We start from the raw sequence: 20,572 nt of genomic DNA on the forward strand, positions 1-20,572 counted from the left end.
TCTATTTCATATAAGATGCAGTCATTTTCTGAATTCTTTCAGCCAAAGTTTCGCTGGAAAGTTTTTCTCTCAATCGATCGGTAATTATAGGAAAACTAAAAGGAGTCGGTTTCAAGCATTGTTTCCAGATTATTTTTTGATTTGCAATTCGTTCCAAAGCCAAAATCAAACGTCCTTCTTCTAATTGGTGCTCAAAAGTTTCACGGTAGGCTTGATGCAATAATAAATTATCAGGTTCAAAATCTCTGAAAACTTCAAATAACAGCTGAGAACCACTTTGTAAATGCTTTGTTTTAACCATTTTTCCTGGAAAACCAGTAAAGACTAATCCGGAAATTACGGCAATATCTCTAAACTTTCTTCGCGCCATTTCGGTCGAATTTAAACTTTTCTGCAAATCGTGGTGCACATATTCGGTTGAAAATAGATTATTGTCTAAAACGGCTTCGATGTCAATTTCCTGATCCGAAAGCAATTCAAAACCATAATCATTATAAGCCAAAGAAAATGTGATCGACTGCAATAAACTTATTCTAAACGCCAACAAACTGGCTAAAGCTTCATGAACAAAACGTCCTTCAAAAGGATAAAAAATCGCATGAAATCCTTCTCGAGTTTTGAAGGTTTCAATTAAAAATTCATCTGAACTGGGCACGATTGATTCTTTGCGCTGTCTTTTTAATAAAGGCTGTAAAGCTTTTAATTCTGGCGAAAGATTATCGGTATTGGCGCGATATAGTTCCTGTCGAAGCAATTCACTCATTTGAGAAGAAAGAGCCAAACGTCCGCCCATCCAGCTCGCAATTTTAGATTCTTTCTTTGGACTCGCTTTTTTTACCAAAACCTGCATGTTTCTGATTTTGAACAATTCGAGTTTTTTTCCGGCGAAAATGAAAGTATCACCTGGTTTTAGTTTAGAAATAAACCATTCTTCAATCGTGCCGATATAACCACCGCTGAGATATTTTACATTCATAACGGCATCGCCAACAATAGTTCCGATCTGCATTCTGTGATGCATGGCAATCATTCTGCTGTTTATTTTGTAACAGCCATTTTCGTCAATTTCCACTTTTTTAAATTCGTCGTAAGCATGAAGACTTTGACTTCCTTGTGTAATAAAATTTAGAATCCAGTTCCAATTTTCATCCGAAATGGTTTGATAACTAAAAGTTCCCTGAATTTCTTTGAAAATTTCGTTTGGATAAAATCCGTCAGAAACTGCCAACGTATTAAGGTATTGAACCAAAACATCCCAGCTGTTTAAATACGGAACACGATCTTCAATAACACTATTTTCAACCGCTTTTTTCAAGGCCGAAGCTTCGATTAATTCAATGGCATGAGTGGCAAGAAAATAAATAACGCTTTCTTTTCCAGGCTGATGTCCGCTTCGTCCGGCACGTTGCATAAATCGAGCAACGCCTTTTGGCCCTCCAACTTGAATAATCGATTCGACAGGAGCAAAGTCAACACCTAAATCTAAACTAGAAGTGCAGACTACGACTTTTAATTCTTCATTCCGAATAGCATTTTCTACCCAAAGTCTGGTTTCTCTGTCAATGCTTCCGTGATGCATCGCCATTTCGCCAGCAAATTCAGGATATTTCTCTAATAATCTCTGATACCATATTTCGCAAGCCGAACGAACATTGGTAAAAATAAGCGTCGTTTTACTGGCTTTTATAATTTTTGCCGCTTCATCAATCAGATGCAAACCCATATGTCCGCGCCATGGATACGTATCCATTTTCTCTGGAATTATGGAAATGACTTTTATTTTCTTGTTAATTACCGCTTTGATTAAAACAGAATTATTATACGCTTCAGAATCTACTCCAAGCAAAACTTCCTGCGCTTGCTGTAGATTACCAATTGTGGCTGAGATTCCCCAAATACGAATATTTTTCGCGATAGTTTTCAATCTTGACAAACCTAATTCTATTTGCACGCCACGTTTGGTTCCGAGTAATTCGTGCCATTCGTCAATTACGATTGAACTGCAATTTTTAAAAATATTCGAATACCCTTTTGTTGCTAAAAGTAGCTGCAGACTTTCGGGAGTTGTAATGAGCAAATCGGGCATTTTGTTTTTTTGCTTGGCACGTTCTGCAGAAGATGTATCTCCGGAACGAATTCCAACTGTCATTGGAATATCTAAATCTGTTAAAACTCGCTCAGCAGCTTGTTTTATTTCAACAGATAAAGACCGTAGAGGCGTAATCCAAATTGCTTTTAATCCTGAGTTATGTTTATTTTTGTAATTCGGATTTTCTTTGATGTAGTTTAAAATGATGGGAAGCCAAAGCGCATAGGTTTTTCCGCTTCCTGTTGGAGCATTTAGCAAGCCATTTTTGCCCTGCAGAAAAGCAGTCCAAGTCTGAGTCTGAAACGGAAAAGGTTTCCATCCCTGACTTTCAAACCATTCGCTGGCGATCTTAAATAACTGCTCTCTATTCATCTATAAAATCATATTTTTTAAATCTTCGATTGAATTGGCTTCTTCAATTTTTTTATCGTGTCGCCATCTTAAAATACGCGGAAAACGGGTTGCAACTCCGCTTTTATGTCTTTTGGAAAGTGCAATTCCTTCAAAACCAATTTCAAAAACCAATTTTGGCGTGACGCTTCTTACGGGTCCAAATCGTTCTAAAGTATTTTTTTTGATGAAATCATCGACCATTCTAAATTCCGCATCGGTTAAACCAGAATACGCTTTCGCGAAAGTGACAAGTTCACGTTCGTTGTTTTCATTTTCCTGCCAAAGAGCAAAAGTGTAATCGGTAAATAAATTGGATCGTCTTCCGTGACCGCGCATAGCGTAGGTGAGAACAGCATCAATCGTTAAAGGTTCAATTTTCCATTTCCACCAATCTCCTTTTTTTCTTCCAACTAAATAGGGAGAATCTTTTCGTTTCAGCATTAAACCTTCGCTTTTCATTTCGCGCGATTTTAATCTTTCATTTGTGACCTCTTCCCAAGTCGAAAAATGAATCCTTTCTGAAAGCTGTAGCGGAATCTCTTTTCCAATCAAAGTCGTAAATAATTCTTCTAATAAGGTTCGGCGTTCTTCGTAAGGAAGATTTCGAATATCTTTTCCCTGCCATTCTAATAAATCGTAAGCTTTAATAATAACAGGTGTATTTTTTAAAACAGAAGCCGATACATTTTTACGGCCAATTCGGGTTTGCAAATCGTTAAATGTCCCAATTTGATTCTCAATAAAGGGAAGAATTTCGCCATCAATAACAGTTCCGTCGGGAATATTGCCAATGAAAGATTGAAATTCAGGATATTTATCGGTTACCAATTCTTCGCCACGGCTCCAGACATAAATTTCGTTATCGCGAATAATAGTTTGGGATCGAATTCCGTCCCATTTATGTTCGGCGCTCCAGTCTTCAGGATTACCAAGATTTTCAAGTTCGCCTTCAATTGGATAAGCCAAATAAAACGGATAAGGTTTTGATAAATAATCGCTGCTTCTTTCGTCCAAAATCAATTCTTGAAACGTAATCGTATTTGGATTCCAGTCGCCCATTAATTTATAAGCAAGCGTGTCTTCATCAATATTTTCGGCTTTAGAAAGCGCTCGAGTCATTAACTTCTGACTTAAACCAATTCTGAAACTGCCCGTTATTAATTTAGTGAAAACGAATCGTTCATAATAATTCAAATTCAGCCAATTGGTTTGCAGATATTCTTTTTTCTCTAAATCTGTTTTCTTTTTTAAAGCAATGATTTCTTGTAGAAATTCAGTCAAACTTTTATCGGAATGTTCTTTTGTGGTTGGAATTACAAGCGCAATCGTTTCTGCCAAATCCCCCACAATATGATAACTTTCTTCAAACAGCCAAAGCGGAATATTAGCCAATTCGTTTGCCCATAAACGCAATAAAGTCGTATTAACGGGACGGGGAGGGCGACGATGCGAAAGAATAGCGATTGTCCAGACTTTGTCTTTGTCGTTTGCTTTTAGGAAATAATTCGTCAGCGCATCAACTTTTACCGATGTTTTATTAGAACTGTCTAAGGTTTTTATAAGCTCGGCAAAGTTTTTCATTTAATTATGAATTTTGAGTTATGAGTTATGAGTTATGAGTTATGAGTTATGAGTTATGAGTTATGAGTTATGAGTTTGAAATTAATAATTTACAATTCATCATTATTTGCGTCGTTCGTTTCTCCTTCGTATTGAGTGTTGGCTGTTCTGGCATCGTAACCTAATTCTCTTAGATATCTTGAGAAAATATCTGAATATCCATGAGTGCAGATGACTCTTTCTGCACCTGTTGCTTTTATGCTTTCCAATAAACCGGTCCAGTCGCAGTGATCGCTTAAGACAAATCCGCGGTCAACGGCTCGTCTTCGTCTTGCGCCTCTAAAAGCCATCCAACCGCTTGCTGTTCCTGTTACAAAAGGAGTCATTTTTCTAATCCAAGTGCTTCCGTGTGCGCTTGGCGGAGCAATTACAATATTGCCTAATAAATCTTCTTTTTTAGTTTCGGCAGTTACTCGTGTAGTTGGAGGCAAATCAATCATTGGACGAACGATATTGGTCATATTTTCAATTGCGCCATGCGTGTAAATCTGTCCAATGCTTGTATCGAGATTTTTTAATAATCGTTGCGCTTTTCCTAAAGAATATCCAAATAAGACAGAAGTTTTTCCTTCTGCTCGATTCTCAGCCCACCAATTATTAATTTCAGTCATAACATCTGCTTGCGGTTCCCATTTAAAAGCGGGAAGACCGAAAGTGCATTCGGTTATGAAAGAATGGCATTTTACGACTTCGTATGGAACTGAAATTCCATCGTCTTCTGTTTTATAATCGCCTGTAAAAACCCAGATTTCGCCTTTGTATTCCACTCTAATTTGTGCTGAACCAATAATATGTCCTGCTGGATGAAAAGAGAATTTTACGCCATTTATAGTAAAAGTTTCATTCCAGTTTTTGCCCGAAACATTAATGTCTCCCAAACGATGTTTTATAATCGGAATATTAGAATAGTGTGTAATATAATTTTGGTGTCCCCATCTAGCATGATCAGAGTGGCCATGTGTAATAATGGCATTGGTTACCGGCCGCCACGGATCGAGATAAACATCGGCCTGCTGGCAGTAGATTCCTTTGTCGTTAAATTGTAATAATGGCGGATTCATTTTTTAATTTCATAATTAGAAAATTTGGCAATTAGATCATTTTATGCGCTTGCAGCGATAATGAGATAGGCTATGAGTGATATGCTTAATACAAACAGCATCATTGTAATAAAGGTAAGCATTGCGGTCGAATATTGATACTTTCCTTTTTTTAATAGTTTGATAGTGTGAATGTAGCGTAAGTATGATAGCAAAATAGTCAATGCTCCAGCAATTAATAAACCAATACCTAAATAGATGGTAAAGTTACTATTGGGCGGGACAGTTTCTGCTAAATGTTTAGCTGGAACATGTTTTAGAAATAAGGAAAATTTTACTGCTACAAATCCGAAAACCATGATCCCAATTCCAGTGCGAAGCCATGCTAATAAAGTTCTTTCATTAGACAAGTATTCATTCATAGCTTCCTGATCATTTTTTGGCGACATAACTGTTTTAAGATTTTTTAGTATTCAAAATTGGTATAAGGTGGACAGTTATATTTGTCATCCTCATTATCTAGATTGTAGCTGTCATAAGGATTTGATTCGTTATAGGAAGGAAAAGTATTGTCCTCAGCCAGATTTAGTCCGCTCTCTACGATTTCGTAACAACCATCAGAAAAATGATCGCATTGATTTCTATAATTGGTATCATGATTTTGCCCTGAAGTAAACTCTTCATCCAAAGCTTCATTTTCATGTGCAGTATCAATATGATCAGGTTTTCTGCACTTAAGATTGTTTAATCTTGCAATTTTTAGGTTGTCAGTATCTGTTCTCATAACTACTATTTTTAAGTTGTAATTTTCGACTTTTGATATATACAAATTTGAAAATTAGATACTTGAAAAAATTATAAGATTTGATTTTAATTTTATATGATTCGTTTCTGTAAAATTTTGTCTTAATTTTTATTTTATAAAATTCAATTATAATTCTGTAAAATAAGCACTTACGTATTTTGCAACTTTGTATATATTAATAATTTAAAAAATTATAACATTATGGAAACTTCAAGAAAAGATTCGAAATCTGGAATGAAAGATTCTGGAAAAACTCAAAAATCAACATCTGGTTCTAGAGCAAAAAGTACTACAACAAAATCAACAGATTCAAAAGGTAGAGCTGGGCATTAATTTTTTTAGTTTTCTAAGTAAAACTAAATAATAAAAGCGTGCTGTTTAAATATAAACAGCACGCTTTTACGTTTTATTAAGCTTAAAGTTTTATTTTAAAACTTCCTGAATTGTTTTTACAAACGTTTCAATAGGCTGAGCGCCCGAAACAGCATATTTGCGATCAAATACAAAGAAAGGAACTCCTTGAACTCCTATTTCGGCAGCTTCTTTAATATCTGATTGTACTTCTTTAAGAAATAAGTCTTCGCTTTCTAGAACTTCTCTAATTTCATTTTCTTCTAAACCGGCCTGCATTCCTAATTTAATCAAGGTTTGACCATTGTTTAAATCTTCTCCATCAGTAAAATAAGCCTTAAAGAATATTTCTTCCATTCGATCGCCCATATTTTTAGTTTTAGCCAATTGAATGATTCTATGCGCGTTTAAAGAATTTGAGATAACAGCCTTATCAAAATTATAATCTAAACCAACACTTTTAGCGCGTTCTGCGACACCTTTGTGCATTTCTTTAGATTGTTCAATGGACATGCCTTTTCTTTCTGCTAAGAACGTGTAAACATCCATGTCTGGTTGCGATGTGATTGTTGGATCAAGCTGAAAGCTTTTCCATTCAATTTCAAATTCGTCATTAGGAAATACTGCAAGCGCAGTTTCCAACTGTCTTTTTCCGATATAACAAAACGGACACATGATATCCGACCAAATTTCTATTTTCATTTTACAAAGATATAGAAAATTGTTGTTTCAGGTTTCATGTTTTAGGTTTCAAGTTGATATGCTATGCGTTTTTCTAACCGCAAAGTGCGCTAAGATTTTACGCTAAGTTCGCTAAGGTTTTTGTTTAGGATTGTTTTGAAACACAAAGTGCACAAAGGTTTTACGCAAAGTTCGCTAAGGTTTTTGTTTAGGATAGTTTTGGAACGCAAAGTGCACAAAGATTTTACGCAAAGTTCGCTAAGGTTTTTGTTTCGGATTGTTTTGAAACACAAAGTGCACAAAGGTTTTACGCAAAGTTCGCTAAAGTTTTTGTTTCGGATTGTTTTGGAACGCAAAGTGCACAAAGATTTTACACAAAGTTCGCTAAGTTTTATGTTTATTTTTTTTAGAATGCTAAGCACACAAAGCTTTGCAAACTTTTACTCTTTATAAAGACCTAGAGAAAAGAAAACTTAGCGAACTTTGCGTAAAATCTTAGCGCACTTTGCGGTAAAAATTAAAGACAAAGCATATCAACTTGAAACCTGAGACTTGAAACCTGAAACAAAATAAAAAACCGCAACTCTTTATAGGAATTGCGGTTTCTAGGTATAAAAAATGGTTGGTTAATAGCGATATCTTTTTTTTTTTTACAATGATAGATCTTTTATTTAAAACTAAAAAATATCCCTGTAACAGAAAGAAACTTTAATGTTAACTATTTAACATTACAGGCATTACAAGCATTGTTACTGTTTCTCCTTCTTCTAAACCATCAACAGGCGTTAAAATACCAGCTCTGTTTGGTAAAGACATTTCAAGCATGATCATGTCAGACTGCAGGTTTGTTAGCATTTCTGTTAAGAAACGAGAGTTGAAACCAATTTGTAAATCATCACCTTGATAATCACAAGTCAATCTTTCTTCTGCTTTGTTTGAGTAATCGATGTCTTCTGCAGAAACGTTTAATTCTGCTCCAGCAATTTTCAAACGAATCTGGTGCGTAGTTTTGTTAGAGAAAATCGCAACACGACGAACAGAGCTTAAGAATAAAGAACGATCAATCATTAATTTGTTTGGATTCTCTTTCGGAATTACCGCTTCGTAGTTTGGATATTTCCCGTCTATTAAACGACACATTAAGATATAATTGTCAAATGAGAAAGTCGCATTTGAATCGTTGTATTCAATTTTTACTTCAGCATCAGAAGTTCCTAAAATACTTTTTAAAATGTTTAAAGGTTTTTTAGGCATGATGAAATCTGCAACTTGAGACGCTTTAACGTCTGTACGAGAGTATTTTACCAATTTGTGAGCATCTGTTGCCACGAAGATTAATCCTTCTGGTGAAAACTGGAAGAATACTCCAGACATTACCGGACGTAAATCATCGTTTCCTGCTGCGAAGATAGTTTTGCTTACCGCAGTTGCTAAAACCTCTGCAGGAACAAGTGTTACAGATGGATCTTCAAGACTTACTGCTTTAGGGAATTCTTCTCCTGCAGCATAAGCCAAGGCATATTTACCAGAATTAGAGCTAATCTCAACTGTGTTATTGTCTTCAACAGTAAAAGTTAACGGCTGCTCTGGGAAAGTTTTTAAAATTTCAAGCAAAAGTTTCGCTGGAACAGCTACACTTCCTTTGCTTGTAGAATCGATTGATAATGTAGCCGACATAGTCGTTTCTAGATCTGAAGCCGAAACGGTCAACTCATTATTGTTTAGTTCAAACAAAAAGTTGTCTAAAATTGGCAACGTATTGTTGCTATTGATTACACTACCTAAAACTTGTAATTGTTTTAATAAGTACGAACTCGATACTATAAATTTCATCTGTTTTATTTTATTTTTTGATGGATGCTTTAGCAAATAAAGGGCTAAATATACGGATTACAAATATATCTTAAACTATCTAAAGTATTACATTTTTTTATTAACATCTATTTGCTGTATTTTCTTTTTCTTACAAAAGTAAATACAAGTCCGAAAACCAATAAAATTAGAATTGGAACTCCGATAGTTATGAATTGCGTAAAGGTGTAGCTTTCGTAAACTTTTTCTTTATCTAATAAAGGCAGTTCTACATCTTTACTTCTAATGTTAATAAGTCCAGTATCGTCTAAAAGATAATTGATGCAATTCATTACGAAGTCTTTATTATCATATAGGTTTCCTGTTCTTTGGTCATAACCTAGTTCAACTGGCATCATGTTTTTATCCAATTGATTTCTTGCAATATCTCCGTCAGCAACCACAATCATTTTGTTTGGTTTTCCTTGCGCTGTAAAAGAATTGTCTTTAAAAGGCAATACTCTGTTTTGAAAAGCAGAATGAAAAGAACCTTCCAATAAAACAGCAAGTGGTTTATTTCCTTTATTCAAATAATCCTGCGGAGTTGTTTTTTCGGTAACCATATTCAGGTTAACTTCTACAGGTGAACCAATTGTCTTTGAGTATTGAGAAGATTGCAATAAAACGGTTTTCTTGATTCCGTTTTTCAAAGTGTCAATCGGATTTGTGAAATCGAATTTAATTCCGCCTAGATTTTTAACAATAGGGTGTTGGCTCGTAGGAAAAACCTGTGGAGCAAATTTCCAGATAAAATCCTGATATTGTGTAGCGCTTCCTTGTTCGCCAGTTGCTAATTTTATCGGAGTTCCCTGTTCGTCTTTAATTAAATCAGGATTAATTCTAAATCCGTATTTAAAGAACATATCGTTTAGATTTAAATCTCTTGGATAGGCCAGAGTTGCGCCCATATCATTATACAAACTATCCATATCAGCAGCCACTTGGTCAATTAGCCAAAGCGTTTTTCCGCCGTTCATAATAAACTGATCCAGGACCTCTTTTTCTTCGTCAGAGAATTTTTCTGTTGGTTTAGAAATAATGGCTAAATCGTATTTTTTTAATGCATTTAAAGTCCCATTCGGATCTTTAGCAACAGAATCCAAAGTAAAAGGGCCAATGAAATAGCTTTCGCGAATTTGCATTAGCATTTTTGCAACGTGAACTTCTTTCAATTCGCCATTTCCTTTTATGATCGCAACTTTTTTCTGTTTGTCTTTGGTGATTTTATTGATAGCATCGGCAATAGAATATTCTAAATGCTGAATTGATCCGATTACTTTCTGAGTCGTAGAAGCTCCCATTATATTTTTTAATAATGGAATATTAACTTCTTTGTTATTATAAACTGCAACTGCCCAAGGAAAAACCATTGCTTGAGATTGTTTTCCTTTGTCGTCGACTGTAATATTTATTGGAGTTAAGCCTTTTTGGAAAAGTGATTTTGTCAATTCGTCACTTTCTTCTTCATTTTCTAAAGGATCAACAAATTCAAAAACAATATTGCTGTTATAGGCTTGAAATTCTTCTAATAACTGTTTGGTTTCCTGCTGCAAACGTCTAAAATCTGCAGGAAGATCGCCAGCCATATAAATTTTTATAGAAAGCGGATTCTGAACTTGTTTTACAATCCCTAACGAAGTTGGCGATAAGGTATAACGTTTGTCTTTTGTTAAATCAAAACGATGAAAAAAGAGTGTTCCGAGAACATTTAGAAAAACTAAAATAAAAATAGTGATGCCTAATGTCTTTAAATTTTGCTTTGTAGATAGTTTCATTAGGCTTTAAAAGATTTTAATTGGTAAACAGTAAAAGACAAGAAAGCGATAGCAATGCTTAAGAAATAAATAATATCTCGAGTATCGATGACACCACGGCTCATACTTTTAAAATGATTCTGCATTCCTAAAACCGAAATAAAATTGTTTGAACCAGGTATTAAAGTAGCCAGCCCTTCGAAACCAAAATAAAAGAAAAAGCATAAGAAAACGGCAACAATAAAAGCCACAATCTGATTTTCGGAAAGGGTAGAAGTAAAGATTCCGATTGCGGAATAAGAAGCAATTAGAAATAACAGTCCAAAGTAAGAACCAATTGTACTTCCTATATCAATATTGCCTTCTGGCGAACCTAAATCTGAAATTACTTTTACATAAATTAAGGTTGGAATAATGGCTAAAATGATCAACAAAAATGAACCAAAAAATTTACCATTTACAATTTCCCAGATTGATAAAGGTTTTGTCAAAAGTAATTCTAAAGTTCCTTGTTTTTTTTCGTCAGAGAAACTTCTCATGGTTACTGCTGGAATCAAGAAAATTAAAATCCATGGCGCCAAAGTGAAAAACGGAGTTAAATCGGCATAACCAGTATTTAGAATATTGTAATCTCCTTCAAATACCCATAAAAAGAGTCCGTTGCTGATTAAGAAAATCGCAATGACCAAGTAGCCAATAGGAGAACCAAAAAAGGATTTTATTTCTCTTAGAATTATAGACTTCATATATTTTGTTTCAAGTTTTTTCTAACCGCAAAGAACGCAAAGTTTTACGCAATGTTCGCAAAATTTTTGCTGAAAGCTTTGTGAACTTAGCGTTTTTATAAAGCTTGTTAAGAAAAAAACTTGCGTTCTTTGCGGTTAGATATCATTTTAATTTAAACTCACCAATTTATCAACGCTCCATGCTTCTGGTTTTGCATTGAATAATTTTTTTGTAAAATCCCAAACGGTATTAAATAGTTCAGAGTTTCTGTAATTTTCTAAATCTTCTTCGGTTTCCCAATAACTGTAGGTAAAAAAGATGCATTTATCATTTTTGTCCTGATACAATTCTAAAAAACGATTTCCTTCGGCATTTCGTATTTTCTCTTTCACCGATTCAAAATTCTCCAGAAAATCAGGAATTTTTTCTTCGTGAAAACTCATTTTTACTATTCGAACAAACATGTATTCAATTTTAGATTTTAGACTGTTGATTTTAGATTTTTTGAATTGTCTAAAGTCTTACAGGTGCGCAAAAATACCAAATTTGATTGTTGTTTTAAATAAAAAATGAAATATTATAAAATCATGTTTTTCAAATTATAATCAGAACAAGTTTTTCAAATATAGCCCGTGGTTTCAACCACGGGAACACAACGTTTATAATAATGCGTCCCCGTGGTTGAAACCACGGGCTATGTTTATGATGTAATGAATAATCTGCTCAATCAGCAAAATCTGCGAGAGAATTAATCTAAAGTCTGAATTCTAAAATCTAAAATTAATTTTACGAGAATTTAATTGTAATCACATCACGATAATTTAAACCAAGTAAACTATTAGCAGAGCCCACTTTAGAAGGATTGCTTCTAAAAATAGCAATTTCAAGAAAACCGGCTTCATTAAAAATAGCCAGTTTTTCTCCTTCATACGTTTTAATCGGATATTTGTCTGAAGTTGCAATAGCCGAATAATTGGGCAGAATGGTTTTGATGCTTTTTGGACTCATCACAATTTCGTACGGACGTCCGCGTGAAATTTCTAAGAATTGTTTTTTAGAAATATTCGTTACCACGTTTCCAAAATGATCGATGTAAATGATGTTTCCTTTTATAGAATTTCCGTCGTCGGCTACAAGAGCTTGTAATTCGGTAGCTTCTTTAATAGATGAAATCTCTTTTCCTATTACATTCAATAAACCGCCTCTAGATAAGTGAGAAGCCACTTGAATAAAAATATCCAAATCGGTAGCTTCAATCGGGAAACGATCATGGATATTAATTGCCACAATTTTCTGCGGAACGATTTTTTGCGTCAACATACTTAAGATTCCATTATCGGCACAAATAAAATAATGATCGTTCCACTGCATAGCAATGTGCTGGTTCTCTTTATTGCGTTCAATATCAACTCCAATAAGGTGAACCGTTCCTTTTGGAAAACTCAAATAAGCAGCTCCAATAATATAACTTGCTTCGGCAGTATTAAAGGGATCAATGTCATGAGAAATGTCAATGATCTGAACTTCTGGATTTTCAGAAAGTATTTTACCCTTCAGCGACCCCACAAAGTGATCTTTCAAGCCGTAGTCTGTAGTAAGGGTAATTATTGACATAATTTTGTTTATAACTATTGATAGTATTTAAATCTAAATTTCATTAAATTTGAGAAATGCAAAGCTAATAATAGTAAACACAAATTGAAAGAAAGAAAAGACAATTTATAATTTTTAAAGCATTTGCAAGTTACAATATTCAGTAACACGGATTTAAGTTTATTTTGATAAAACTGAAAACGGGAACTGAATACGGTGATTAAAAAAAGACCCGACAACCACTAAATATTAAAAGGAATTTTTAATTTAAAACTACTTCATTTGAACGAAAGAATAATCGAGCTAGTAGATATTGCACCAAAAGAATTTTGGGGCGCGCAGGACAGCCATTTAGAAATCATTAAAAAGTATTACCCGAAGCTTAAAATCGTAGCGCGAGGGACAACTTTAAAGGCATTTGGCGAAAAAGAAGTTTTAGACGAATTCGAAAAAAGATTTCAAAGATTAATGCTTCATTTTACACGTTACAACAATATTGACGATAATGTAATTGAGCGTGTAATTATGAGTGATGGTCAGGAAGAAAAAAGGGCTTATGATCATGATAAAATCTTAGTTCATGGTGTTGGCGGTAAGATTATCAAAGCAATGACACCAAATCAGCAATTGCTGGTTGATACGATTAAGAAAAACGATATGGTCTTTGCTATTGGTCCTGCTGGAACCGGAAAAACATATACCGGTGTCGCTATGGCGGTTAAAATGCTAAAAGATAAAGAGGTAAAAAGGATCATTCTAACGCGTCCAGCGGTTGAAGCGGGAGAAAATCTCGGATTTCTTCCTGGGGATATGAAAGAAAAACTAGATCCTTACATGCAACCATTATATGATGCCTTGCGTGACATGCTTCCGAATGAAAAATTAGAGGATTATATTTTGAAAGGAATAATTCAGATTGCGCCACTTGCGTTTATGCGTGGGCGTACGCTTGACAATGCCTTTGTAATCCTTGACGAAGCACAAAACACCACACATTCACAAATGAAAATGTTTTTAACCCGTATGGGAAAAAACGCCAAATTTATGATTACAGGTGATCCAGGACAGGTCGATTTACCAAGAAGAACTATTTCTGGTCTTAAAGAAGCTATTTTGGTTCTAAAAGACATAGAGGGTATCGGAATTATTTATTTGGATGATAAAGATATCGTTCGCCACAGATTGGTTAAAAAGGTGATTGACGCTTATAAACAAATCGAAAATCACGATTAATAATTATTGTAGTGAAATGTTAAATGTAAATCGTGAATTGTGTTTTAACATTTATTAATATTCGTTTTGTATGTTCCATTCGGAGAAATACAAAACGAATATTTTTTTTAAAAATAAAAACGAATTGTTTATTCTAATTAATGGAAAGTAAAATTATTTTGGTAGTGGGATTACTATTTGCCGCATTTAGATTATATGCTCAAAAAAGTGAAAATAAAAACTCCGATAATTATATAAAGAAATTATCAGGAAAAGAAATTGTTTCAGAACTAAATAGATTAAATTTTTTCAATCTCACTGACAAAAAAGATTTAAAAATTGTGAAAGATGATTTTGAAAAATCTTATGATGAATTAAGTTTTTTTGAAGGTCACATGAGAGATGATTTAAGTTTTACCGATAATAGATTCTATTTTATTGATTCAGAAACATTATTTGAAGGAGAGGGATTAATTCAATATTTAGAAACTATAAAAGTTTTGTTTAATAAATTAAATTTAAAACTTTTGATATCAGATGAATTCGAAGATCAGACTGATAAACATTTACTTCATAAGATAAAATTAAACGGAAAAGAACATATAGCTTTCAATAATAATTTTGGCAATTATGATTGGACTATAGCGTATTTGAATTTTATTGAAATGTTAAATGATCAGCTTAGAATGCAAGGAAGTAAGGAACAGTTTTATCCAATAAGTTGTGGTAATGATGGAAGAATTGTATTGCTAACTAAAGAACAATTTGAGTTTGTCAAAGCGAATTATCCAAATGATTATAATCATCCAAAAGAAATTATAGATTGGAAAGACGGATTTGATTATTAAATTTAATTTAAAAAATGAAACAACTAGATGATTTCTACCTAAACCAAGAAGAACCTATAAAAGGATTATTCTTGGCATTAAAAGAAATCATTCTAAAACAAGATTCAGATATTACAAATACTTTAAAATACGGAATGCCATTTTTCTGTTATAGAGAAAAGATGTTCTGCTATTTATGGATTCATAAAAAAATCAAAAAGCCTTATATCGGAATTGTAGAAGGAAAACATTTTGATGAGCCTTTTTTGGTTCAGGAAAATCGTTCTCGAATGAAGATTATGATGTTTGATAGTAATGAAGATTTACCTTTGGATCAGATTGAAACGATAATTCAAAAAGCAATAAATTTATATAAAATAGGAATTGTGAAGATTTAAAATGTGTAAACAGCAATATTTAACGGAATAGTTAAATAAATAATAAACTTACCTCAATTTTAGCCTTCAGAGCTTGTAATCTTTGTCTAGCCGAGCTTAAAACCGTAAATTTGCACATCATCGAATTTGATAATTAATATGACAAAACTTAAAAATATAAAAGTTGTAGTAAGTGACCTTGACGGAACTTTACTCAACCCACAACACAGAATTTCAGATTACACCAAATCAATTTTTCAAGAACTTCACAATCAAGGTTATTTGATTGTTGTAGCTACAGGCCGTCATCATCTTGATGCCATGGCTATTATCGAAACACTTGCAGTACCAGTTTATCTGGTAAGTTCTAACGGAGGAAGAATTCATTCGCCAGATAAAGAAGAACTTTTCGCTTTTAATTTGGACAGCGATGTGGTTAAAGCGGCATTAAATATCGAAATCGATCCAGATGTTACGGTTGTGTTATTTAAGGAAAACGTGTGGCAGACCAATAAATGGAATGAAAGATTGAATTCTTTTCAAGCCGAATTAAAATACCGTCCAGAATTAGTAGATTACAAAACGATAGAGGATTTCAAAGCAATTAAAATCTTCTTTTCATGCGATAGTCACGAGAAGTTGGTAAAAGTGAGAGATGCTGTTTTAGCTAACTCTTCAGAGCATTTGCATCATGCTTTTAGTTTGCCAACTTGTCTAGAATTTATGGACAAATCGGTAGATAAAGCGGTTGCCATTGCAAAAGTGTTAGAAAAAGAAGGATTTATGATGGAACAAGCGGTTTCGTTTGGCGATGGTTTTAACGATTTGCAAATGTTGTCAGCAACTGGAAAAGGATTGATTATGGGAAATGCTCCTTCAATTTTAAAAGATGCTTTGCCTAATTTAGAAGTAATTCAAACCAATGCAGAAGACGGAGTTGCAAGATATATTGCATCTAAAATTTTAGATAAAGAGTTTGCAACAACTTAATTCAGAATGTTTTGTGTTCACTTTGTTGCTGAATATTAAATAATAAGTTATTTTTATAAGAGCTAATTCGCAAAGAGTTAGCTCTTATTTTTTTAACCTTAATTTGTTTTAACAATGAAAAGATTTTTACTTCAAGTTGAACGAAATTGTATTTCGGGAGCATTGGTTTTATTACCGCTTTTAGTTTTTTTTATTTTGTTAGAAAAAGTTTGGAAGTTCTTTCAGAATTATGGAGAAAAATTTGCGCACTTTCTTCGTTTAGATCTGGTATTAGGGAAATATGCAACTGATATTGCTGGCGGAATTATTCTGTTGGCACTAATTTATTTCAGCGGTTTTCTAATGCGATTATCTCTCTTAAAAAGATTTACAAAGTGGGTAGACGAGAAATTAATGATCTTTTTACCAGGTTACGAAAAGAATAAAAAAGAAGCAGAAGAAAAGTTATTAAAGCGAAATAGTAAACCAAAACCAGTTACAGACTTGCCAGTTTTGTTTAAAAATGGAAATTTTTGGCAACCGGCCCATTTAATTGAGGAAGATGAAATGGGAAATGCCGTAATTTTTTTGCCCAATGCACCAACGCATAACGAAGGGCAAATTTTAATTGTACAATCAGGAGATTTTAAAAAGTTGCCACAAACGACAATTTCTAGTTTAGACGAGTCAATAAAATCTTTTGGTAAAGGAATTTTAAGCTTTAAATAGATCAGTTAAAATTGAAGTAATATTTTCTTTGTTTGCTCTGTCAAATAGTTTTAAATTTGCATTCATTAAAAACAACACAACCAAAAGGATAATGAGTAACACAATCACAACTACAGATTTTAATTTCCCGAATCAGAAATCAGTTTACCGCGGAAAAGTTAGAGAAGTTTATAATATTAATGATGAACTTTTAGTAATGGTGGCAACAGATAGACTTTCGGCTTTTGATGTAGTTTTGCCAAAAGGAATTCCGTACAAAGGACAAATCCTAAATCAGATTGCAACAAAATTTATGGAATTGACGCAAGATATCGTTCCAAACTGGCTGATTGCAACTCCAGATCCAAACGTTGCTGTTGGACATTTATGTGAGCCTTTTAAAGTTGAAATGGTAATTCGTGGCTATTTATCTGGTCATGCAGCTCGTGAATATGCTGCAGGCAGAAAACAAATCTGCGGTGTTACTATGGCTGAAGGCTTAAAAGAAAACGATAAATTCCCAGAACCAATTATTACACCAACTACAAAAGCAGATAATGGTTCTCATGACGAAGATATTTCTCGTGAAGATATTTTAGCGAAAGGAATTGTTTCTGAAGAAGATTATTTAGTTTTAGAAAAATATACTCGCGCTTTATTTCAAAGAGGAACTGAAATCGCAGCAAAACGCGGATTGATTTTAGTGGATACCAAATATGAGTTCGGAAAAACAAGAGACGGTGTTATTGTTTTAATTGACGAAATTCATACTCCAGATTCTTCTCGTTATTTCTACGCTGACGGATATGCTGAAAGACAGGCTAATGGAGAGGAGCAGAAACAATTATCTAAAGAATTTGTTCGCCGTTGGTTGATCGAAAATGGTTTTCAAGGCCAGGAAGGACAGCAAATTCCAAATATGACAGACGAATATATCGAGTCTGTTTCTGAAAGATACATCGAATTATTTGAGAATATTTTAGGAGAAAAATTTGTAAAAGCTGATATTGACAATATTGATCAACGTATTGAAAAAAACGTATTAGATTACCTTTCTTCAAAATAGTAATTTCGGGTTTAAACTAACGATTTAAACCATGAAATTTATAACCCAAAAAAATGCCCTGCTATTTGTATGTTTTACAGCAGGGCATTTTCTTTTTGCGCAGATTGATAAAAATGCGACAAAGGAAACTAAAAACTTATATCAGAATCTTAAAACTATTTCCAAAAAGCATATTCTTTTCGGGCATCAGCATGCGCTTGAATACGGGCACGGATGGAGTAATGAGCCTAATCGATCGGATGTAAAATCGGTTACGGGTTCGCATCCTGCCATTGTTGGGATTGATTTTAGTGATTTTTCTGGTCGTTCCAAAGACCAAATTGAAAAGGCTAAAGATTTATTGCGAAAAAATGTAATCGATACTTATGAAAGAGGCGGAATTACAACTATTTCTTGGCATTTTAATAATCCAGCTTCTGAAGGAGGATTTTATTGGAAAGACGGAATTTCAGCTGCTTCCATGTCTTTGATAAAGCCCGGAGGTTCTCATCACGAGGAATACAAAGAGATTTTAAAAACTATTGCCGATTTTGCGCATTCTGTTAAAGCAAAAGATGGAAAACTTTCCCCGATGATTTTCAGGCCCTTTCATGAATTTGATGGCGATTGGTTTTGGTGGGGGAGAACGCATACTTCTCGAGAAGATTTTATTGCGGTTTGGCAGTTTACGGTTTCTTATTTAAAAGATACTTTAGGGGTTCATAATTTTATTTATGCTTTTTCTCCTGATAATAAATTTAATTCTGAAGCAGAATATTTAGAACGTTATCCAGGTGATGAATTTGTTGATATGCTTGGTATGGATGATTATGGAGATTTTGGAAGAGATGGTAAATACGATCTAGATGCTGGGCTAAAAAAACTTAAAATATTTTCTGATTTGGCTATAAAAAAGAAAAAATTAGCTGCATTTACAGAAACTGGACTGGAGTCAATTCCTAATGAAAAGTGGTGGACAGAAGTTTTACTTAAAACTTTAAAATCCCAAAATCTGCAATTAGCTTATGTTTTAGTTTGGAGAAACGATGTTACAAGTCCAACGCATTATTACGCGCCTTTTCCAGGACAAGTAAGCGAAAAAGACTTTATAAAATTCTATAATGATCCTTTTACTTTATTTGAAAAGGATTTGAAGAATATTTACAGCAAAAAATTTAAGATATAGTGTATTCTTCTACAAATTAAGAACGCAATTTAGGTCAAACTAAATTGCGTTTTTTTATTTTTTTGAAGTAATCATGCAACCTTCTCGAGTTTTAAGTCGTCTAACTAGTAAATCATCATCATCAATCATTTAATAAACAATCATCATGAAAAAATCAGTAGTTATTTTAGGATTATTTTTCCTTTTTGGAAATGTTTCAATTGCATCAAATTCGGCATTTGCAGCTAAAAATCAAGTAGAATTTTCAGTTTATGGAAAATCTCCGTTGCATCTCGCCATTAGCAAAGGCGATATTGAGGCCGTTAAGAAATTCGTTTTGTATGGCACCAATGTAAATAAAATGGAAAATAATATGACACCACTAATGGTTGCTTCAAGATTTAACCATTGTGACATTATTAAGTTGTTGCTTGCGAATGGAGCAGATTCTTCAATCGAAAATTCACACGGTTTAACCGCTTTGCATTATGCAGAGTACGCAAAATCAGCAGATTCGATTACTATTTTGAAGACGCTAAAAGAGAATCGTAAGAATAAATAGTAAATAGAAAAAGAAAAGTGCAATTCAAAAAAACGGAATTGCACTTTTTTATTTTAGAAATATAAAATGTTATTCCATTTTCTCTTTTAAATTTTCTAGGCCTTTTTGCAGATCGTTTCCAATCATTTGGTCCATTTTTAGCATCGGAAGCATAATATTTGTTGGATAAGGAATTACACCGCTGATTCCCCATTTTACTTTTGTCTGATTTTCCGAAACAGGTTCGGTAGACATAAATCCAACTGCAGTATCTTCCATAGGTTTTTTAAAACGAAGAGCAAAATCAACGCGTCTATTTTCTGTTATTTTCGTGATCTCTTGTTCGCCAACTCCAACTTCTTTTACATTGCTTTCCCAAGAAGATACAGTGCCTACTGCGCCATCGGTACCTTTATAAGTAATCCTTATTTTTGGATCCCTATTGGCCCAAACACTAAACTCATTTTGGTTCTTTAATGATCTGACATATTTAAAAATGCTATCAGCAGGTTTGTTGATCGTAATTTCTCTTTCAACCGAATATTCCTTCGGCATAAAGTAGGCTGCAATTAAAACAATCGAAATAAATAAAATTAAAATAACTAGTAATCTTTTAATGAAAATCATGTTTTTTTGTTTTTAAGGTTAGTGGTTTTTGGATAGATTTTTTTTGACTAAGTAAAGAACTATAGGGCATTAGATTGAAAAGCTATCTTTTTGATTTTTAATCCTATAGTAAATTTAAAAAATTATTTGAAAGTTTGAAATGAGGGTGGTTGCAAAAAAGATTAAAAATAAATAAGATTTATTGTAACATTTTCTTTT

21 protein-coding genes are annotated in these 20,572 nt (G+C 33.5%); 9 read left to right on the forward strand and 12 right to left on the reverse strand.

The features are described 5' to 3' along the window. Nucleotide 1: 1 nt before the first annotated feature. The 5 genes from AC3Y25_RS21075 to AC3Y25_RS21095 form a co-directional block, all read right to left on the reverse strand. The gene (locus AC3Y25_RS21075; RefSeq protein ID WP_489904094.1) at nucleotides 2-2,461 is read right to left on the reverse strand and encodes a ligase-associated DNA damage response DEXH box helicase; all 2,460 of its coding nucleotides are present in this window, start codon (nucleotides 2,459-2,461) and stop codon (nucleotides 2-4) included. Further along, nucleotides 2,462-4,063 (reverse strand): ATP-dependent DNA ligase, encoded by a 1,602-nt coding sequence (locus AC3Y25_RS21080; RefSeq protein ID WP_489904095.1) that lies wholly within the window; start codon nucleotides 4,061-4,063, stop codon nucleotides 2,462-2,464. 89 nt (nucleotides 4,064-4,152) lie between these two features. After that, complete coding sequence (locus tag AC3Y25_RS21085) at nucleotides 4,153-5,163, reverse strand: ligase-associated DNA damage response exonuclease (RefSeq protein WP_489904096.1); 1,011 nt, start codon at nucleotides 5,161-5,163, stop codon at nucleotides 4,153-4,155. Nucleotides 5,164-5,204: 41 nt separating this feature from the next. After that, nucleotides 5,205-5,591, reverse strand: coding sequence for a YidH family protein (locus AC3Y25_RS21090; protein ID WP_489904097.1), 387 nt, complete (start codon nucleotides 5,589-5,591; stop codon nucleotides 5,205-5,207). Between the two features lie 17 nt (nucleotides 5,592-5,608). Beyond that, a complete protein-coding gene (locus AC3Y25_RS21095; protein ID WP_427873881.1) occupies nucleotides 5,609-5,926 on the reverse strand; it encodes a hypothetical protein in 318 nt (105 codons plus the stop codon). 222 nt (nucleotides 5,927-6,148) lie between these two features. Between AC3Y25_RS21095 and AC3Y25_RS21100 the strand changes: the two genes are divergently transcribed. Beyond that, nucleotides 6,149-6,280, forward strand: a complete 132-nt coding sequence (locus AC3Y25_RS21100) for a hypothetical protein (protein ID WP_256469706.1) — start codon at nucleotides 6,149-6,151, stop codon at nucleotides 6,278-6,280. Between the two features lie 90 nt (nucleotides 6,281-6,370). Here the strand turns inward: AC3Y25_RS21100 and AC3Y25_RS21105 are convergent, their stop codons facing one another. The 6 genes from AC3Y25_RS21105 to AC3Y25_RS21130 form a co-directional block, all read right to left on the reverse strand. Then, nucleotides 6,371-7,000: a DsbA family oxidoreductase gene (locus tag AC3Y25_RS21105; RefSeq protein WP_489904098.1), complete on the reverse strand. Its 630-nt coding sequence runs from the start codon at nucleotides 6,998-7,000 to the stop codon at nucleotides 6,371-6,373. A 693-nt stretch (nucleotides 7,001-7,693) separates the two neighbouring features. After that, nucleotides 7,694-8,812, reverse strand: a complete 1,119-nt coding sequence (gene dnaN / locus AC3Y25_RS21110; protein WP_095930019.1) for a DNA polymerase III subunit beta — start codon at nucleotides 8,810-8,812, stop codon at nucleotides 7,694-7,696. A gap of 107 nt (nucleotides 8,813-8,919) precedes the next feature. Next, entirely contained in the window at nucleotides 8,920-10,605 is a 1,686-nt protein-coding gene (gldG, locus tag AC3Y25_RS21115; RefSeq protein ID WP_489904099.1) for a gliding motility-associated ABC transporter substrate-binding protein GldG, read from the reverse strand. Beyond that, nucleotides 10,605-11,330: a gliding motility-associated ABC transporter permease subunit GldF gene (gldF, locus tag AC3Y25_RS21120; protein WP_489904100.1), complete on the reverse strand. Its 726-nt coding sequence runs from the start codon at nucleotides 11,328-11,330 to the stop codon at nucleotides 10,605-10,607. Before gldF ends, gldG begins: the two co-directional genes overlap by 1 nt. Before the next feature lie 147 nt (nucleotides 11,331-11,477). After that, a complete protein-coding gene (locus AC3Y25_RS21125; RefSeq protein ID WP_095930016.1) occupies nucleotides 11,478-11,774 on the reverse strand; it encodes a putative quinol monooxygenase in 297 nt (98 codons plus the stop codon). Between the two features lie 322 nt (nucleotides 11,775-12,096). Continuing rightward, nucleotides 12,097-12,924, reverse strand: a complete 828-nt coding sequence (locus AC3Y25_RS21130; protein ID WP_095930015.1) for an SAM hydrolase/SAM-dependent halogenase family protein — start codon at nucleotides 12,922-12,924, stop codon at nucleotides 12,097-12,099. A gap of 261 nt (nucleotides 12,925-13,185) precedes the next feature. On the opposite strand from AC3Y25_RS21130, the gene AC3Y25_RS21135 reads away from it, so the two are divergent. The 8 genes from AC3Y25_RS21135 to AC3Y25_RS21170 all read left to right on the forward strand — a co-directional run bounded on the left by AC3Y25_RS21135 (nucleotide 13,186) and on the right by AC3Y25_RS21170 (nucleotide 19,768). Next, nucleotides 13,186-14,136, forward strand: coding sequence for a PhoH family protein (locus AC3Y25_RS21135; RefSeq protein WP_144212431.1), 951 nt, complete (start codon nucleotides 13,186-13,188; stop codon nucleotides 14,134-14,136). Between the two features lie 140 nt (nucleotides 14,137-14,276). Next, the gene (locus tag AC3Y25_RS21140) at nucleotides 14,277-14,963 is read left to right on the forward strand and encodes a hypothetical protein (RefSeq protein ID WP_427873876.1); all 687 of its coding nucleotides are present in this window, start codon (nucleotides 14,277-14,279) and stop codon (nucleotides 14,961-14,963) included. 14 nt (nucleotides 14,964-14,977) lie between these two features. Beyond that, nucleotides 14,978-15,340: a DUF1801 domain-containing protein gene (locus tag AC3Y25_RS21145; protein ID WP_489904101.1), complete on the forward strand. Its 363-nt coding sequence runs from the start codon at nucleotides 14,978-14,980 to the stop codon at nucleotides 15,338-15,340. Nucleotides 15,341-15,478: 138 nt separating this feature from the next. After that, complete coding sequence (locus tag AC3Y25_RS21150) at nucleotides 15,479-16,309, forward strand: Cof-type HAD-IIB family hydrolase (RefSeq protein ID WP_427873874.1); 831 nt, start codon at nucleotides 15,479-15,481, stop codon at nucleotides 16,307-16,309. A 114-nt stretch (nucleotides 16,310-16,423) separates the two neighbouring features. Beyond that, nucleotides 16,424-17,017 carry a hypothetical protein gene (locus AC3Y25_RS21155; RefSeq protein WP_427873873.1) on the forward strand — a complete coding sequence of 198 codons (594 nt, stop codon included), beginning with the start codon at nucleotides 16,424-16,426 and terminating at the stop codon, nucleotides 17,015-17,017. A gap of 91 nt (nucleotides 17,018-17,108) precedes the next feature. Beyond that, a complete protein-coding gene (locus AC3Y25_RS21160; protein WP_427873872.1) occupies nucleotides 17,109-18,062 on the forward strand; it encodes a phosphoribosylaminoimidazolesuccinocarboxamide synthase in 954 nt (317 codons plus the stop codon). 31 nt (nucleotides 18,063-18,093) lie between these two features. Further along, complete coding sequence (locus tag AC3Y25_RS21165; protein WP_489904102.1) at nucleotides 18,094-19,227, forward strand: glycoside hydrolase family 26 protein; 1,134 nt, start codon at nucleotides 18,094-18,096, stop codon at nucleotides 19,225-19,227. Nucleotides 19,228-19,372: 145 nt separating this feature from the next. Further along, nucleotides 19,373-19,768, forward strand: a complete 396-nt coding sequence (locus AC3Y25_RS21170; protein WP_489904103.1) for an ankyrin repeat domain-containing protein — start codon at nucleotides 19,373-19,375, stop codon at nucleotides 19,766-19,768. A 69-nt stretch (nucleotides 19,769-19,837) separates the two neighbouring features. On the opposite strand, the gene AC3Y25_RS21175 is transcribed toward AC3Y25_RS21170, so the two are convergent. After that, nucleotides 19,838-20,374 (reverse strand): SRPBCC family protein, encoded by a 537-nt coding sequence (locus tag AC3Y25_RS21175; protein ID WP_489904104.1) that lies wholly within the window; start codon nucleotides 20,372-20,374, stop codon nucleotides 19,838-19,840. Nucleotides 20,375-20,572 lie beyond the last annotated feature (198 nt).

The organism is Flavobacterium sp. LK-23 (genome assembly GCF_058135255.1).

Coding starts and splice junctions, on each gene's coding strand:
- AC3Y25_RS21075 (WP_489904094.1), bottom strand. CDS start 2,461: ATGAATAGAGAGCAGTTATTTAAGATCGCCAGCGAATGGTTTGAAAGT.
- AC3Y25_RS21080 (WP_489904095.1), bottom strand. CDS start 4,063: ATGAAAAACTTTGCCGAGCTTATAAAAACCTTAGACAGTTCTAATAAA.
- AC3Y25_RS21085 (WP_489904096.1), bottom strand. CDS start 5,163: ATGAATCCGCCATTATTACAATTTAACGACAAAGGAATCTACTGCCAG.
- AC3Y25_RS21090 (WP_489904097.1), bottom strand. CDS start 5,591: ATGTCGCCAAAAAATGATCAGGAAGCTATGAATGAATACTTGTCTAAT.
- AC3Y25_RS21095 (WP_427873881.1), bottom strand. CDS start 5,926: ATGAGAACAGATACTGACAACCTAAAAATTGCAAGATTAAACAATCTT.
- AC3Y25_RS21100 (WP_256469706.1), top strand. CDS start 6,149: ATGGAAACTTCAAGAAAAGATTCGAAATCTGGAATGAAAGATTCTGGA.
- AC3Y25_RS21105 (WP_489904098.1), bottom strand. CDS start 7,000: ATGAAAATAGAAATTTGGTCGGATATCATGTGTCCGTTTTGTTATATC.
- dnaN (WP_095930019.1), bottom strand. CDS start 8,812: ATGAAATTTATAGTATCGAGTTCGTACTTATTAAAACAATTACAAGTT.
- gldG (WP_489904099.1), bottom strand. CDS start 10,605: ATGAAACTATCTACAAAGCAAAATTTAAAGACATTAGGCATCACTATT.
- gldF (WP_489904100.1), bottom strand. CDS start 11,330: ATGAAGTCTATAATTCTAAGAGAAATAAAATCCTTTTTTGGTTCTCCT.
- AC3Y25_RS21125 (WP_095930016.1), bottom strand. CDS start 11,774: ATGTTTGTTCGAATAGTAAAAATGAGTTTTCACGAAGAAAAAATTCCT.
- AC3Y25_RS21130 (WP_095930015.1), bottom strand. CDS start 12,924: ATGTCAATAATTACCCTTACTACAGACTACGGCTTGAAAGATCACTTT.
- AC3Y25_RS21140 (WP_427873876.1), top strand. CDS start 14,277: ATGGAAAGTAAAATTATTTTGGTAGTGGGATTACTATTTGCCGCATTT.
- AC3Y25_RS21145 (WP_489904101.1), top strand. CDS start 14,978: ATGAAACAACTAGATGATTTCTACCTAAACCAAGAAGAACCTATAAAA.
- AC3Y25_RS21150 (WP_427873874.1), top strand. CDS start 15,479: ATGACAAAACTTAAAAATATAAAAGTTGTAGTAAGTGACCTTGACGGA.
- AC3Y25_RS21155 (WP_427873873.1), top strand. CDS start 16,424: ATGAAAAGATTTTTACTTCAAGTTGAACGAAATTGTATTTCGGGAGCA.
- AC3Y25_RS21160 (WP_427873872.1), top strand. CDS start 17,109: ATGAGTAACACAATCACAACTACAGATTTTAATTTCCCGAATCAGAAA.
- AC3Y25_RS21165 (WP_489904102.1), top strand. CDS start 18,094: ATGAAATTTATAACCCAAAAAAATGCCCTGCTATTTGTATGTTTTACA.
- AC3Y25_RS21170 (WP_489904103.1), top strand. CDS start 19,373: ATGAAAAAATCAGTAGTTATTTTAGGATTATTTTTCCTTTTTGGAAAT.
- AC3Y25_RS21175 (WP_489904104.1), bottom strand. CDS start 20,374: ATGATTTTCATTAAAAGATTACTAGTTATTTTAATTTTATTTATTTCG.